Origin of the sequence: Pseudomonas sp. CYM-20-01 (assembly GCF_023169845.1) — a bacterium.
Classification (GTDB): Bacteria; Pseudomonadota; Gammaproteobacteria; order Pseudomonadales; family Pseudomonadaceae; genus Aquipseudomonas; species Aquipseudomonas azotoformans.
Map to the genome: position 1 here is coordinate 2002211 of NZ_AP025169.1, position 15760 is coordinate 2017970.

General features: G+C 61.0%; 15 protein-coding genes. 10 read left to right on the top strand and 5 right to left on the bottom strand.

Annotated features, from left to right (window positions below; translation table 11 throughout):
- Positions 1-20: 20 nt before the first annotated feature.
- From M2497_RS09010 to M2497_RS09020, 3 genes are read left to right on the top strand one after another with little or no spacing between them, the layout of a single operon-like run.
- Positions 21-557: an MFS transporter gene (locus M2497_RS09010; protein ID WP_248488185.1), complete on the top strand. Its 537-nt coding sequence runs from the start codon at positions 21-23 to the stop codon at positions 555-557.
- Between the two features lie 30 nt (positions 558-587).
- On the top strand, positions 588-1364 hold the full coding sequence (locus M2497_RS09015; RefSeq protein WP_058425088.1) for a class II glutamine amidotransferase: 777 nt from the start codon (positions 588-590) through the stop codon (positions 1362-1364).
- An 11-nt stretch (positions 1365-1375) separates the two neighbouring features.
- A complete protein-coding gene (locus M2497_RS09020) occupies positions 1376-1918 on the top strand; it encodes a DUF2937 family protein (RefSeq protein ID WP_248486981.1) in 543 nt (180 codons plus the stop codon).
- A gap of 109 nt (positions 1919-2027) precedes the next feature.
- Here M2497_RS09020 and M2497_RS09025 read toward each other — a convergent pair whose 3' ends face one another.
- Positions 2028-2948 carry a LysR family transcriptional regulator gene (locus M2497_RS09025; RefSeq protein ID WP_248486983.1) on the bottom strand — a complete coding sequence of 307 codons (921 nt, stop codon included), beginning with the start codon at positions 2946-2948 and terminating at the stop codon, positions 2028-2030.
- A 176-nt stretch (positions 2949-3124) separates the two neighbouring features.
- Here M2497_RS09025 and M2497_RS09030 point away from each other — a divergent pair, with 176 nt between their 5' ends.
- From M2497_RS09030 to M2497_RS09045, 4 genes are all read left to right on the top strand, one after another.
- Complete coding sequence (locus tag M2497_RS09030; protein ID WP_248486985.1) at positions 3125-3865, top strand: 5-oxoprolinase subunit PxpA; 741 nt, start codon at positions 3125-3127, stop codon at positions 3863-3865.
- Positions 3862-4566 (top strand): 5-oxoprolinase subunit PxpB, encoded by a 705-nt coding sequence (gene pxpB / locus M2497_RS09035; protein ID WP_248486987.1) that lies wholly within the window; start codon positions 3862-3864, stop codon positions 4564-4566. Before M2497_RS09030 ends, pxpB begins: the two co-directional genes overlap by 4 nt.
- Positions 4563-5471 carry a biotin-dependent carboxyltransferase family protein gene (locus M2497_RS09040; RefSeq protein ID WP_248486989.1) on the top strand — a complete coding sequence of 303 codons (909 nt, stop codon included), beginning with the start codon at positions 4563-4565 and terminating at the stop codon, positions 5469-5471. The genes pxpB and M2497_RS09040 overlap by 4 nt, the downstream gene beginning before the upstream one ends.
- A gap of 83 nt (positions 5472-5554) precedes the next feature.
- Positions 5555-6133, top strand: a complete 579-nt coding sequence (locus M2497_RS09045; protein ID WP_248486992.1) for a hypothetical protein — start codon at positions 5555-5557, stop codon at positions 6131-6133.
- 42 nt (positions 6134-6175) lie between these two features.
- On the opposite strand, the gene M2497_RS09050 is transcribed toward M2497_RS09045, so the two are convergent.
- The 3 genes from M2497_RS09050 to M2497_RS09060 all read right to left on the bottom strand — a co-directional run bounded on the left by M2497_RS09050 (position 6176) and on the right by M2497_RS09060 (position 9375).
- Positions 6176-7354, bottom strand: coding sequence for a VWA domain-containing protein (locus tag M2497_RS09050; RefSeq protein ID WP_248486993.1), 1179 nt, complete (start codon positions 7352-7354; stop codon positions 6176-6178).
- The gene (locus tag M2497_RS09055) at positions 7354-8199 is read right to left on the bottom strand and encodes a MoxR family ATPase (protein WP_248486994.1); all 846 of its coding nucleotides are present in this window, start codon (positions 8197-8199) and stop codon (positions 7354-7356) included. Before M2497_RS09055 ends, M2497_RS09050 begins: the two co-directional genes overlap by 1 nt.
- 99 nt (positions 8200-8298) lie before the next feature.
- Positions 8299-9375, bottom strand: a complete 1077-nt coding sequence (locus tag M2497_RS09060) for a DUF748 domain-containing protein (RefSeq protein WP_248486995.1) — start codon at positions 9373-9375, stop codon at positions 8299-8301.
- A 126-nt stretch (positions 9376-9501) separates the two neighbouring features.
- Here M2497_RS09060 and cysK point away from each other — a divergent pair, with 126 nt between their 5' ends.
- Together cysK and M2497_RS09070 are read left to right on the top strand one after the other, a co-directional pair.
- Entirely contained in the window at positions 9502-10476 is a 975-nt protein-coding gene (gene cysK, locus M2497_RS09065; protein WP_248486996.1) for a cysteine synthase A, read from the top strand.
- A gap of 109 nt (positions 10477-10585) precedes the next feature.
- Positions 10586-11524, top strand: a complete 939-nt coding sequence (locus tag M2497_RS09070; protein WP_034102532.1) for an aspartyl/asparaginyl beta-hydroxylase domain-containing protein — start codon at positions 10586-10588, stop codon at positions 11522-11524.
- A gap of 162 nt (positions 11525-11686) precedes the next feature.
- Here M2497_RS09070 and acnA read toward each other — a convergent pair whose 3' ends face one another.
- Complete coding sequence (gene acnA / locus M2497_RS09075) at positions 11687-14428, bottom strand: aconitate hydratase AcnA (RefSeq protein ID WP_248486997.1); 2742 nt, start codon at positions 14426-14428, stop codon at positions 11687-11689.
- Between the two features lie 196 nt (positions 14429-14624).
- Between acnA and rlmM the strand changes: the two genes are divergently transcribed.
- Complete coding sequence (gene rlmM / locus M2497_RS09080) at positions 14625-15701, top strand: 23S rRNA (cytidine(2498)-2'-O)-methyltransferase RlmM (protein ID WP_034102534.1); 1077 nt, start codon at positions 14625-14627, stop codon at positions 15699-15701.
- Positions 15702-15760: the final 59 nt, after the last annotated feature.

The following is a 15760-nucleotide window of genomic DNA, read 5'->3' on the forward strand; positions in this document are numbered from 1 at the left end:
TGATCTCTATCTGGCAGACGGTGGCAGGCATTGCAGCCGCGACACGCAAAAGCCGTTATCATAGCCGCCTGTTTGCCAACCTTGCCATGGACACCATGACCGAGAACGACTATCTGACCGCTTGGGGCCTTTACGCCTTCGCCGCTTTGGGCTGCCTGCTGGTGTGGTGGCGCATGACCCGCTGGATCTGGCGCTGGCTTCGCGAGCCGCTGCAATTGCTGATGGCGGTGCTGCTGTTGAGCCCGACCATCGTCGATCCGGTCAAGACCCAGTTCGCGCCGGCGGTGGCCATCACCGCCCTCGATCTGGTGCTCAAGGTCGGCAACAACGCCTGGCGGGCCATTTCCGATCTGTTCATGTACAGCATGATCGCCTTTGGCGTGTACCTCGTGTTTGTGCTGATCCGCTGGCCGATCGAGCGCGCCGCCAAGGCCCGCCGCGAGCGCAAGGCCGCCGCCGATGCGGCCCTGGCCGCCGAGCCGGATCAAGATGAAGACGACGTACCCTTCCGCCGTCCTGCCCCCGTGAGCGGTATGCGCGTCGAACCGCGCCTTTAACGTCGTCCGCCCTGCTGCGAGAGCCCTGGCATGTGTGAATTATTGGGCATGAGTGCCAACGTCCCCACCGACATCGTGTTCAGCTTTACCGGGCTGATGCAGCGCGGTGGGCGCACCGGCCCCCACCGTGACGGTTGGGGCATCGCGTTCTACGAAGGCCGTGGCCTGCGTTTGTTCCAGGACCCGGCCGCCAGCAGTGAGTCGGAAGTCGCGCTGCTGGTGCAGCGTTATCCCATCAAAAGCGAAGTGGTCATCGGCCATATCCGCCAGGCCAATGTCGGCAAGGTCAGCCTGGCCAATACCCACCCGTTCGTGCGCGAACTGTGGGGCCGCAACTGGTGCTTCGCCCACAACGGCCAGTTGGCGGATTTCAACCCCCGCGCCACGTTCTACCGGCCGGTGGGCGACACCGACAGCGAAGCGGCCTTTTGCGACCTGCTCAATCGCGTGCGCGAAGCCTTCCCTGAACCGGTGGACCTTGAAAAGGTGCTGCCGGACCTGATCGCCGCCTGTACCGAATACCGCAGCAAAGGTGTGTTCAACTGCCTGCTTAGCGATGGCGACTGGCTGTTCTGCTATTGCTCGACCAAATTGGCGCAGATCACCCGCCGCGCACCGTTCGGCCCGGCTCGCCTGAAAGATGTCGACGTGATCGTCGATTTTCAGGCCGAAACCACCCCCAATGACGTGGTGACGGTGATCGCCACCGAGCCGTTGACCGACAATGAAAACTGGACCCGCTACGAACCGGGCCAATGGAGCCTGTGGCGACGCGGTGAATGCGTCAGCCAGGGTATCACCGAGTAAGGATATCGCCCATGTTGCTCAGTTATCTGCGGTTGGTGCTGTTTGCGATTGGCCTGCTGGTCGGCGTGCAGGTGCCGGGGTTTATCAATGACTATGCCAAGCGTGTCGAAGCGCACCTGATCGAGGCCCAGACCGGCCTCAGCGGGTTTGAAAACACCGCACGCCAGTTCTTCAACGGCGATTTGAAAGCGTTGGTGGCGCATTACCGCGCCAGTGATGACCCGGTGTTCCAGAGCGATGCCAACAGCCTGGGCGCCATGCTTGATCGCCAGGTGGCGTTGGACAAGCAATTCCAGGCCATGCAAGGCCCGTGGTACATCCGCGCCCTGCAAGTAGCGGTGGCGGCTGACCCGGATATCCGCTTGGAAACCTGGAGCGGCTACAGCTACCAGATCCTGCTGACGCCTGAAGCCATGGGCTGGGGGCTGGGCGGGGCGATGCTGCTGTCGTTTGGCCTGGAATGCCTATTCCGCCTGATCGACTGGGTGGTGCTGGGCGGCAAGCGCCTGCGCCAGAGCCGGCCGATCGAAGAGCGTGACCTGAAAGGCCTCTAAAGACTGACGCGGTCAACTGTGGGAGCTGGCTTGCCTGCGATAGCTATTTATCAGTTAATGCATCAGTGACTGATACACCGCTATCGCAGGCAAGCCAGCTCCCACAGTTTTAACCGGGTTTCGTCAGTAACATTCTGTCTTCACCGACTTCCCCGGCATAGCGGGCAACGACTTTCTGACACAACCCCACAATTTCCTCCACCAACTCCACCCCCACGCGCCACGACACCACCACCTGCAGATTCGGCAGTTTCTGCGCCATCGGCAACATCACCAACTCCCCGCGCGCCAGTTCTTCGCTGACCAATACCGGCGGCAACGCGCCGATGCCGAACCCGTCGCGTAACAGGCGGGTTATCGCCGACACCGAGTTCACGCAGTTCATGCGTGGCGCGGCCACGCCGTTGGCTTGCATCAGGCTGATAACGTCCTGGTGCGGATGGGAGTTTTTCGAGTAGGTGATGATGCGCTCCCGGGCCAGTTCGGCGAGGGAGGAGTAGTCGCGGTTGTAGATCGACTGGCTGGCGACGATCCAGGCCATGGGGTGGCTGGCCAGTTCCAGGCTGCGCACGGTTTCGAGGCGCAGCAGGTCGGTTTGCAGGATCAGGTCGAGGAAACCTTTTTGCAGCTGATCGCTGAGGTTCAGTGCAGTATCGGCGACCAATTCGATTTCCACGAGGGGGAAGTGGTCCATCAATTCCGCCACCAAGGGGCTGAGCCACGTGTGGATCACCGTGTCCATGGCGCCGATTCGGATGCGCCCGACCTTGCTGCTGGTGGTCTCCAGGGACTGCTTCAGGCCCTGCATGGTCACCATCATCTGCTCGGCGTAATCCAGCACCTTCAAGCCTTCCGGGGTCAGGCTCACGCCACGCGAATCTCGCAGAAACAACTTCACCCCCAACTCGCTTTCCAGCACCGCGATGCGGCTGGAGATCGAGGCCTGGGTGGTGAACAGCTTCTCGGCGGTCAGGCGAAAACTCTTGAGTTTGGCCACCCAGACGAAGGTTTCGAGGAACTTCAAATTCATGGGATCAACTTTTTCTTATGCATGGATCGGTTTTTATTAGTTGGACGCGGCACCGGGCCAGCGCCAAAAATCGAGCCATTCCACGATAAGCGCCGTTGGGGTGTCAGGACAAGTTGCGAGTTCTGCGTAAAAAATCCCACACTACAAAAAAACAAAGCCTACAGGAGCGACAGTCCGTGAGCCGTCTTCTACTCAATTGCGACATCGGCGAAAGCTTTGGCAACTGGACCATGGGTCTGGATGCCGAAGTCATGCCGTTCATCGATTGCGCCAATGTGGCCTGCGGTTTCCATGCCGGTGACCCGAGCATCATGCGCAAGACCGTCAGCCTGGCGCTCAAGCATGGCGTGCAAGTCGGCGCGCACCCGGCTTACCAGGACCTGCAAGGCTTCGGCCGCCGCTCCATGACTTACACACCGCAGGAAATCCAGGACCTGCTGCACTACCAGATCGGTGCGCTCGATGGCATCTGCCGCGCCCAAGGCGGGCGGGTCAGCTACGTCAAACCCCACGGCGCGATGTACAACGACATGATGGCCAACCCTGTGCAATTGCGCGCGGTGATCCAGGCTGTGGCGGCCTACGGGGAACTGCCGCTGATGCTGCTCGCCACCCGTGACAACAGCGCGGCCCAGGCCTTGGGCGCCGAATACGGTGTCACCCTGTGGTTCGAAGCCTTCGCCGACCGCGCCTATGACAACAAAGGGCACCTGGTGTCGCGGCAGTTGCCGGGCGCCGTGCACCATGATTCCGACACCATCGTGCAGCAGGCCCTGACCCTTGCCCGTGGTGAGGCGCTGATTGCCAGCGACGGCAGCCCGCTGCTCCTGCAAGCCAATACCCTGTGCGTGCACGGCGACAACGCGAGCTCGGTCGCGGCCGTGCAGCGCATCCGCGAGGCATTGAAGCCAGCATGAAGCCACGGATTGAAGTGGTCGCCATCGACTGCCTGATGGTGCGTCTGTTTGATGCTATCGCCGAGACCAACATGCCGTGGATGCTCGCCGCTACCCAGCGCCTGCGCAGCGGGTTTGGCGCGGCACTGGTGGACCTGGTGCCGTCTTACACCACGTTGATGGTGCATTACGACCTCAACGCAGTGGACCCGGCCCAGGCGCGGGAGCTGATCGACCAGGCCCTCACCGAGCTGCAGCCACAGACCCAGGGCGGCGGCCAGTGCCATGTGCTGCCTGTTTGGTACGACCTGAGCGTCGGCCCGGAATTGAGCTTGCTCAGCCAGCGCAGCGGCTTGGCGATCGACGAAGTGATTCGCCGCCACAGCGCCCACGAATACCAGGTATTCGCCCTCGGTTTCGCGCCCGGTTTTGCCTTTATGGGCCTGGTGGATGAAGTTCTTGCCACGCCGCGTCTGAGTACCCCACGCAAGCGCGTGGCGGCCGGCAGCGTCGGCATCGCCGAACGACAAACCGCCGCCTACCCGGTGGTGTCGCCGGGCGGCTGGAACCTGATCGGCCGCACGCCGGCCAGGCTCTTCGACCGCGGGCGCGACGGCTACAGCCTGATGCAGCCCGGTGACACGGTGCGCTTCGAGGCGGTCGAGCACGCTGAATTCATCAAGCTGGGTGGCGATGACACGCCGTTGGAGGCGCAGGCATGAGTCGCTTATTGATCGAGGCCAGCACGCCGCTGTGCCTGTTGCAGGACGCCGGTCGCTTTGGCGTGCGCCACCTGGGCGTGACCCAGGGCGGGGCGCTGGATTGGGTGTCGATGTCCTGGGCCAACTGGCTGCTGGGCAATGCACTGGACGCGCCGGTGGTGGAAATCACCCTGGGCGGTTTCACCGTGCAGGCCGAGGACTATTGCTTGCTGGCCCTGGCCGGTGCGGACCTGGGCGCGTATATCGACGAACGTGCAATCAGCCCCGGCCGCAGTTTTATCCTGCAAAAGGGCCAGCGCTTGCGTTTCACCCAGCCGTTCAGCGGTGCGCGGGCCTACCTTGCGGCACCGGGCGGCTTTGACGCGCCGGATGTGCTCGGCAGTTGCGCCACGGTTGTACGTGAGGAATTGGGCGGGGTGGACGGTTTTGGCAGGGCGTTGGCCGAAGGCGGGCGCCTCGTTTATTCGGGGGCGGGCGGGGCCATGAAGGTACTGAGTGAACCCCAATTGCCAACCGGTGCATCACTGGATGTCATCCTCGGCGCCCAGATCGGCCAGTTCAGCGGCCAAAGCCTGTTCGATGCCTTCAACAGCGATTGGTCCCTGGACAGCCGCGCCGACCGCATGGGCATGCGTTTGTTGGGTACACCTTTGCAGTACCAGGGGCCGTCGCTGATTTCCGAAGGCATTCCCCTGGGCGCGATCCAGGTGCCGCCGGATGGACAGCCGATTGTGTTGCTCAATGATCGGCAGACCATCGGCGGCTATCCACGCCTCGGGGCACTGACGCCGTTGTCACTGGCGCGGCTGGCGCAGTGTCTGCCGGGGGAAATGGTCAGGTTGTCGCCGGTGGTGCAAGAGACCGCGCACCGCCAGCACGTCGACTTTTTGCGTCGCTTCATTTAAGTACGGAGGCAGTACGCAATCACAATACGAGATATCTCCTACGGTGTTTGAGTCCTCTGTCGTATTGGTCCGCAAGGACGCGCATGGAAGTCTTGGTCGTTCATTCGCAATCAGGAATCACCATGCGCTACATGAAGATCTACGCACAGGACATACTCGATAACGATGTGCCCGACGTGGTCACGCTTGAGTTTCACGACGATACCCGAACACCGACGCTTGTCCACCAGGCCACAACCTTCGATATCACCGATGACGGGAAGCTGGATTGGGTAATTGCCGATGATGTGAACCAGGATGGCATCGTCGATGCGGTTGACCGTGCACAGGCCATTGAGTTGGCCCAGCTGTTTCTTGAGTTCAATTGGTTCAGCCTTGACGAACCCTTTGATAAATACTTGAAAGTGTTTGCCCGGGACTTTGATGGCAACGGCGTGCCTGACACGGTGCGCCTGCATTTTCATCAAGGTGACGGTGTACCCACCGATGAAAGTATCGCCTACACGGCGGCGGTCTATGCCGATGGGAACGGCCTTGGTGGGGTTTCGATCAATCAGGATGTCAACAATGATCGTAAGGTCGACAAGAAGGACTCTGAACTGGTCAAACAGTTTGCCGCGCTGTTCCTGAAGTTTGGTTGGACCGACGCCCAGCACGGCTGATGACAGTCCTGTAGTCGTTGCCCGCGACTACAGGTTTTCAGGCTACTTCGACAGAAACCGCATCCCTTCCTCAAGCCCGCGCAATGTCAGCGGATACATCTGATCCTCCACCAACTCCCGCACAATTCCCGTCGACGCCGTATAGCCCCAGGTGTCCTTGGGATACGGGTTGATCCAGATCAGCTTCTTGTACTTGGCCATGAAGCGCTGCATCCACACATACCCAGGCTCCTCGTTCCAGTGCTCGACGCTGCCGCCGGCCTGGGTGATCTCGTACGGTGCCATCGACGCATCGCCGATAAAGATCACTTTGTAATCGGCGCCGTATTTGTGCAGCAAATCCTGGGTCGAGGTGCGTTCCGAGGTGCGGCGCTGGTTGTTCTTCCACACCGATTCGTACACGAAGTTGTGAAAGTAGAAGTACTCCAGGTGCTTGAACTCGGTCTTGCACGCGGAGAACAGTTCTTCGCAGATCTTCACATGGGCGTCCATCGAGCCGCCGATATCGAACAGCAATAGCAGCTTGATGGTGTTGCGCCGCTCCGGGCGCATCTGGATATTCAGCAAACCGGCGTCGCGGGCGGTGTGGTCGATGGTGCCGTAGATGTCCAACTCTTCCGCCGCGCCCTGGCGTGCAAATTTGCGCAGGCGGCGCAGGGCGACCTTGATGTTGCGCGTGCCCAGTTCCACCTGATCGTCGAGGTTCTTGTACTCGCGCTGGTCCCACACTTTTACAGCCTTGCCCTGGCGCTTGCCGGCATCACCGACACGAATGCCTTCCGGGTTATAGCCGCCGGAGCCAAACGGGCTGGTGCCACCGGTGCCGATCCACTTGTTGCCGCCGGCGTGGCGTTCTTTCTGTTCTTCCAGGCGCTTCTTGAATTCCTCGATCAGCTTGTCGAGGCCACCCAGGGACTGGATCTGAGCACGTTCCTCATCGGTCAGCGAGCGTTCGAACTCCTTGCGCAGCCACTCTTCGGGGATCAACGCCTGCAGGTGGTCGTCGAGCTTTTCCAGGCCGTTGAAATAGGCACCGAAGGCCCGGTCGAACTTGTCGAAATGCCGTTCATCCTTGACCAGGATCGCCCGGGCCAGGTAGTAGAACTCGTCCATGTCGGCAAAGGTCACGCGCTGCTTCAGCGCATTGATAAGGTCAAGCAGCTCGCGCACCGACACCGGCACCTTGGCCGCGCGCATCTCGTTGAACAGGTTGAGCAACATCAGCGATTACCGCGACGGCTCATGAACGCCAGACGTTCCAGCAACTGCACGTCTTGCTCGTTCTTCACCAACGCACCGGCCAGCGGCGGGATGGCCTTGGTCGGGTCGCGCTCGCGCAGCACCGCTTCGCCGATGTTGTCGGCCATCAGCAGCTTGAGCCAGTCGACCAGTTCGGAGGTGGACGGTTTTTTCTTCAGGCCGGGCACTTTGCGCACGTCGAAGAACACGTCCAACGCTTCGCTGACCAGGTCTTTCTTGATGTCGGGGTAGTGCACATCCACGATCTTTTGCAGGGTGGCGCGGTCGGGGAAGGCGATGTAGTGGAAGAAGCAGCGGCGCAGGAATGCGTCCGGCAGCTCTTTTTCGTTGTTAGAGGTAATGATGATGATCGGGCGTTTCTTGGCCTTGATGGTCTCGTCGATTTCGTAGACGTAGAACTCCATCTTGTCGAGTTCTTGCAGCAGGTCGTTGGGGAACTCGATATCGGCCTTGTCGATTTCGTCGATCAGCAGGATTACCCGGTCTTCCGACTCGAACGCTTCCCAGAGCTTGCCCTTCTTCAGGTAGTTGCGCACGTCGTGCACCTTGTCCACACCCAGTTGCGAGTCGCGCAGACGGCTTACCGCGTCGTACTCGTACAGGCCCTGATGGGCCTTGGTGGTGGACTTGATGTGCCAGGTAATCAGCCTGGCACCGAAGGACTCGGCCAGTTGCTCGGCGAGCATGGTCTTGCCGGTGCCCGGTTCGCCCTTGACCAGCAGCGGCCGTTCCAGGGTGATGGCGGCGTTGACGGCCAGTTTCAGGTCATCGGTAGCCACATAGGCCTGGGTGCCTTCGAACTTCATCGGTGCTTCCTCGCATTCATCAATGCCGGGACTATACCGCGCAGCCCCGGCGACTGTGAACGCAGGTGGAATATTCAGTCTCTGAATGACCGGTCACATTCAATCCGCCGAAGGTTTGGGCTGTTCATACCGCGCATTGAACGCCTGGATAAACCCATTGCGCAAAATCGCCAAAAACGCCGAGAACGCGCTGACATTCTGCTGGTGCACGCTGCCACTGAGTTCGACACGGGTGGCAAACTGGTTTTTGTGCTGGTTTTTCAGCACGGTTTCGCTGGCGCCGACCACAGCTTCCCAGATCGAGCGGAAGATGTTCTTGTCTTTGTTTTCCACGTCCTGCTGCCAGTCGAACACTTCGACATCGCGCAGCAGCGGCTTGATATAGCCGGTCAACTGGCCGTTATCCGCCTGGGCTTCGATCACCACATCACCGGTGCCGGCCTTGAAGTCGAACTTGCCATAGGCCGAGGCGAAGTCATTCATGCGCTTGAGCTGCAGGTCCTTGGCGCGGAAGCGGAATTCGAAGTTTTCAAAGTTGCTCAGCGGGTCGAAAGTGGCGCTGGCTTCCAGCGGCGCCTGGCCCTGGAGCAGGGCCTTGCCGTCGAAGCGGGCATCGCGCTTGCCCTTGACGTCGACCACGTTGGTCAGGTTATAGAAGCTGGCGTTGACCGACGTTGCATTGAGATTGACCGGTGGTTTGGAGCTGAAGTTGTGGAAGGCAATCTTGCCGTCTTCGATGCGCACTTCATCGAGGGTGATGGGCGCCAGCTTGCTCAACTGTTCGCGCCAGTCGGTGCCTTTACCGGTCTGGGACGCCTGCTTGTTGGCGCCGCCGTCAACGAAATTCACCTCGGGGTTGATAAACAGCACCTTGGCCACCACCGCATGGTCGTACCACAGCGAGTGCCAGCTCACCGCCAGGTCGATCAGCGGCGCCTTGACGAACGGTACCGGCACCTTGCCGTCGACCTTGATGATCTGCAGGCCGTTGATCCTGTAGGCGCCGCGCCACAGGGCCAGGTCGACGTCGGTGACCTGGCCACGGTAGTCGCCCATGTCGGCGAGCTTGTTATTCAGGTAGTTGCGCACCAGATAGGGCAGGGCAATGCTCAGGGCGACCAGTACCACCAGCAATCCGGCAACGGTCCATAGTGGCCAGCTGTAGCGACGTTTCATGGGGAGGGTCCTCTGTCCGTATGGGGAGTGGACTGTTGCGATGGGCGCAACGTTCCTCCGACTGGACGCTTGGCGGCACGAGGCATACCCTTGTTGCCTTCCTGAATACCGCCAATAGGACCCGTCATGAGCCGCATCTTTGCAGACAACGCGCACTCCATCGGTAATACGCCCCTGGTGCAGATCAACCGGATCGCGCCGCGTGGCGTGACCATCCTGGCCAAGATCGAAGGGCGTAACCCGGGCTACTCGGTGAAGTGCCGCATTGGCGCCAACATGATCTGGGACGCGGAAAGCACCGGCAAACTCAAGCCGGGCATGACCATTGTGGAACCGACTTCGGGCAACACTGGGATTGGCCTGGCGTTTGTCGCCGCTGCCCGTGGCTACAAGCTGCTGCTGACCATGCCGGCGTCCATGAGCATCGAGCGGCGCAAGGTACTCAAGGCCCTCGGCGCTGAGTTGGTGCTGACTGAACCGGCCAAGGGCATGAAGGGCGCTATCGAAAAAGCCGGCGAAATCGTCGCCAGCGATCCGGCCACTTACTTCATGCCAGCCCAGTTCGAAAACCCGGCCAACCCGGCCATCCACGAGAAAACCACCGGTCCGGAAATCTGGAATGACACCGATGGCGCGGTGGACGTGCTGGTGGCGGGCGTGGGCACCGGTGGCACCATCACCGGCGTGTCGCGCTATATCAAGAACATTGCGGGCAAGCCGATCCTGTCGGTGGCCGTCGAGCCGATCGTGTCGCCGGTGATCACACAGGCCCTGGCCGGTGAAGAGATCAAGCCCAGCCCGCACAAGATCCAGGGCATTGGCGCCGGTTTCGTGCCGAAGAACCTCGACCTGGCGATGGTCGACCGCGTGGAACTGGTGACCGACGACGAATCCAAGGCCATGGCCCTTCGCCTGATGCAAGAAGAGGGGATACTGTGCGGTATTTCCTGCGGCGCGGCGATGGCCGTGGCCGTGCGCCTGGCCGAGAAACCGGAAATGCAGGGCAAGACCATCGTGGTGATTTTGCCGGACTCCGGTGAGCGCTACCTGTCGAGCATGCTGTTCAGCGATTTGTTTACCGAGCAGGAAAACCAGGCTTGATGTATGTCAGCGCCAATACCTTGGGCCTTCTGCATACTGGCCCAAGTGTTTATCATGGCCGGCTGCTACGTCTGCTGTTGGCCAGGCGCTTATTTCCAGGAGTTGCTGCATGACCTTTTCTTTGGCCGCCAAGCTGTCGGTGCTGGCGTTGTTTATCGGCAGCACGCTGTACGTGCATCTGCGCGGCAAGGCGCGTTTGCCGATGTTGCGTCAGTTCGTCAACCATTCGGCGCTGTTCGCCCCGTATAACGCCTTGATGTACCTGTTCTCGGCCGTGCCGTCCAAGCCCTACCTGGACCGCAGCAAGTTCCCGGAACTGGACGTGCTCAAGGACAATTGGGAAGTGATCCGCGAAGAGGCCATGCACCTGTTCGACGAGGGTTATATCCGCGCCGCCGAAAAGAACAACGACGCCGGTTTCGGTTCGTTCTTCAAGAAAGGCTGGAAGCGTTTCTACCTCAAGTGGTACGACAAACCGCTGCCATCGGCCGAGGCGCTGTGCCCGAAAACCGTGGCCTTGGTAAGCAGCATCCCTAACGTGAAAGGCGCGATGTTCGCGTTGTTGCCGGGCGGTAGCCACCTCAACCCGCACCGCGACCCGTTTGCCGGTTCCCTGCGTTACCACCTGGGCCTGTCCACGCCGAACTCCGACGACTGCCGCATCTTCGTCGACGGCCAGGTCTACGCCTGGCGCGACGGTGAAGACGTGATGTTCGATGAGACCTACGTGCACTGGGTCAAGAACGAAACCGAACAGACCCGCGTGATCCTGTTCTGCGACATCGAGCGACCGCTGAGTAACCGCCTGATGACCCGGGTCAATCGCTGGGTCAGCAAGCAGTTGGGCCGCGCGACTGCGCCGCAAAATCTGGATGACGAGCGCGTGGGCGGGATCAACCAGGCGTATGCCTGGAGCAAGACCTTCAGTGACAAGTTCAGCGGTGTGGTCAAGCAGTGGAAGCGCAAGCATCCGAAGGCTTACCGCATTGCGCGGCCGGTGCTGGCTGTAGTTGTTTTGGTACTGCTGTGGAAGTGGCTGTTCGGCTGATCTGAAACGTTAAACGCGGTCAAAATGTGGGAGGGGCGGTGCGACGGTTCGACTTGCCCCCGATGGCGATGTTTCAGTCACTGTATGTGTTGACTGATCCACTGCTATCGGGGGCAAGTCGAACCGTCGCACCGCCCCTCCCACATTGGTTTTGCGGTGCTCTTAAGATGCGATCAGCTGGCGCAGTACGTAGTGCAGGATGCCGCCCGCCTTGAAGTACTCCACTTCATTCAATGTATCGATCCGGCACAACACCTCGACCTTCTCGCTGCTGCCATCCTCCCGCGTAATCACCAGCGTCAGGTTCATGCGCGGTACGATCTCCACGTCCGTCAGGCCGAGAATGTCGATCTTCTCCTTGCCCGTAAGCTTGAGCGACTTGCGGTTCTGATCCAGCTTGAACTGCAACGGCAGTACGCCCATGCCCACCAGGTTGGAGCGGTGGATACGCTCGAAGCTCTCGGCAATCACCGCCTTGACCCCCAGCAGGTTAGTGCCCTTGGCCGCCCAGTCGCGGCTGGAGCCGGTGCCGTATTCCTGGCCGGCGATCACCACCAGCGGTGTGCCCGACGCCTGGTATTTCATCGACGCGTCATAGATCGCCATCTTCTCGCCAGTGGGGATGTACAGCGTATTGCCGCCTTCCTCACCGCCGAGCATTTCATTGCGGATACGGATGTTGGCAAAGGTGCCGCGCATCATCACTTCATGGTTGCCACGGCGTGAGCCGTAGGAGTTGAAGTCTCGTGGCTCCACGCCCTGTTCGCGCAGGTAACGGCCGGCGGGGCTGTCGGTCTTGATATTACCGGCGGGGGAGATGTGGTCGGTGGTCACCGAATCGCCCAGCAACGCCAGCACATTGGCGCCCTTGACGTCTTTAATCACCGGCAGCGGCCCTGCAATGTCATCGAAGAACGGCGGGTGCTGGATGTAAGTGGAGTCCTTCTGCCACACGTAGGTCGCCGCTTGCGGCACTTCAATGGCTTGCCATTGCGCGTCTCCGGCGAACACCTCGGCGTATTCCTTGTGGAACATGCCGGTGCTGACCTGGGCCACGGCGTCGGCAATCTCTTTGCTGCTCGGCCAGATGTCCTTGAGGTACACCGGCTTGCCGTCTTGATCGTTACCCAGCGGTTCGCTGCTGATATCAATGCGCACGGTGCCGGCCAAGGCATAAGCGACGACCAGCGGCGGCGACGCCAGCCAGTTGGTTTTCACCAGCGGATGCACCCGGCCTTCGAAGTTGCGGTTGCCGGACAGCACCGAGGCCACGGCCAGGTCGGCCTTCTGGATGGCTTTTTCAATCGGCTCCGGTAATGGTCCGGAGTTGCCGATGCAGGTGGTGCAGCCATAGCCGACCAGGTCGAAGCCGAGCTTGTCCAGGTACTGGGTCAGGCCGGCCGCCTTGTAGTAGTCGGTGACCACTTTGGAGCCGGGGGCCAGCGAGGTTTTCACCCAGGGCTTGCGGGTCAGGCCCTTTTCCACGGCCTTTTTCGCCACCAGCCCGGCGGCCATCATCACGCTGGGGTTGGAGGTGTTGGTGCAGGAGGTGATCGCGGCGATCACCACGGCGCCGTTTTTCAGGCGATAGGTCTGGCCGTCGTATTCGTAGTCGGCTTCGCCCACCAGGTCTGCATTGCCCACGGCAACCCCGCCGCCGCCTTCGCTTTCCAGGCGACCTTCTTCCTTGTTGGTGGGTTTGAATTGCAGGTCGAGGAAGTCGCTGAAGGCCTGGCCCACATTCGGCAGGGCTACGCGGTCCTGTGGGCGCTTCGGCCCGGCCAAGCTCGCTTCGACGCTGCCCATGTCGAGGGCCAGGCTGTCAGTGAACACCGGTTCCTGGCCGGCGTTGCGCCACAGGCCCTGGGCCTTGGTGTACGCCTCGACCAACTTCACGGTTTCTGCCGGGCGCCCTGACAGGCGCAGGTAGTCCAGTGTCACCTCATCCACTGGGAAAAAGCCGCAGGTGGCGCCGTACTCCGGGGCCATGTTGGCGATGGTGGCGCGGTCGGCCAACGGCAGGTCGGCCAGGCCGTCGCCGTAGAATTCGACGAACTTGCCCACCACGCCCTTTTTGCGCAGCATCTGGGTCACGGTCAACACCAGGTCAGTGGCGGTGATGCCTTCTTTCAGTTTGCCGGTGAGCTTGAAGCCGATCACTTCCGGGATCAGCATCGACACCGGTTGGCCGAGCATCGCCGCTTCCGCCTCGATCCCGCCCACGCCCCAGCCGAGTACGCCAAGACCGTTGATCATGGTGGTGTGGGAGTCGGTGCCGACCAACGTGTCGGGAAACGCATAGGTGCGGCCGTCTTCGTCCTTGGTCCACACGGTGCGGCCCAGGTATTCGAGGTTGACCTGGTGGCAGATGCCGGTACCCGGCGGCACAACACTGAAGTTGTCGAAGGCGCTCTGGCCCCAGCGCAGGAAGGCGTAGCGTTCGCCGTTGCGCTGCATTTCGATGTCGACGTTCTGCTCAAAGGCGTCGGCGTTGCCGAACTTGTCGACCATCACCGAGTGGTCAATTACCAGGTCCACGGGCGATAGCGGGTTGATGCGCTGCGGATCGCCCCCGGCCTTGGCCACGGCGGCGCGCATGGCGGCCAGGTCGACCACGGCGGGTACGCCGGTAAAGTCTTGCATCAACACTCGGGCGGGGCGGTACTGGATCTCGCGGTCGGACTGGCGTTCCTTGAGCCAGGCGGCGATGGCCTTGAGGTCGGCGCCGGTGACGGTCTTGTCGTCTTCCCAGCGCAGCAGGTTTTCCAGCAGCACCTTGAGCGACATCGGCAGCTTGTCGAGGTCACCCAGACTCTTGGCGGCCTCGGGCAAACTGAAGTAGTGATAGGTCTTGCTGTCGATTTGCAGTGTTTTAAGGGTTCTCAGGCTATCAAGCGATGACATGACACGACTCCTTATGGTCCGCACGGCTACGGACCTGACGGGACGAACAGAGCTATCAACTTAGCCCTGTTTTCATTAGCAGGCTAATAACTGGACTCTATCGTTAAGTCCAAGGTTCCGAAGTCCGTTATCATGCGCGGGTTTTCATGACAGGCATTGCGACAGCGCAAGGTCGGTTGATTCACTTGGAGAATTGATGAACACCCTTTTTATGCACTGCCGCCCGGGTTTTGAAGGCGAAGTCTGTTCCGAGATCGCGGAACACGCCGCGCGCCTGAACGTTTCCGGCTACGCCAAGGCCAAGACCGGCAGCGCCTGCGCCGAATTCGTCTGCACCGAAGAAGATGGCGCCCAGCGCCTGATGCACGGCCAGCGCTTTGCCGAGCTGATCTTCCCCAGGCAGTGGGCGCGCGGGGTGTTCATCGACCTGCCGGAAACCGACCGCATCAGCGTGATCCTCGCCCACCTGCGCGAATTCCCGGTGTGCGGCAGCCTGTGGCTGGAGATGGTCGACACCAACGACGGCAAGGAACTGTCGAACTTCTGCAAGAAATTCGAAGTGCACCTGCGCAAAGCCCTGCTGAACGCCGGCAAGTTGGTGGACGACCCGAGCAAGCCGCGCCTGCTGTTGACCTTCAAGAGCGGCCGCGAAGTGTTCATGGGCCTGGCCGAGTCGAACAACTCGGCGATGTGGCCGATGGGAATTCCGCGTTTGAAGTTTCCGCGTGAAGCGCCCAGCCGTTCGACCTTGAAGCTGGAAGAAGCCTGGCACCACTTCATCCCCCGCGACCAGTGGGACGAGCGCCTGCACGGCGACATGACTGGCGTCGACCTCGGCGCGGCGCCGGGCGGCTGGACCTGGCAACTGGTCAACCGTGGCATGCTGGTGACCGCCATCGACAACGGCCCCATGGCCGAAAGCCTGATGGACACCGGCCTGGTCCAGCACTTGATGGCCGACGGCTTCACCTTCGTGCCCAAGCAGCCAGTGGACTGGATGGTCTGCGACATCGTCGAGAAGCCGGCGCGCAACGCCGCGCTGCTGGAAACCTGGATCGGCGAGGGGCATTGCCGCGAGGCGGTGGTGAACCTGAAGTTGCCGATGAAGCAGCGCTACGCCGAAGTGAAGCGCTTGCTGGAGCGCATTGAGGACGGCTTCAAGGCGCGTGGCATTCGCGTGGAGATCGGCTGCAAGCAGCTGTACCACGACCGTGAGGAAGTGACATGCCATTTGCGTCGATTGGAAACAGCGAAGAAACCCAAGGCTCGCTGAACAGTTGAAATCATCACAGGACCCCTGTGGGAGCGGGCTTGCCCGCGAAAGCGGTATAA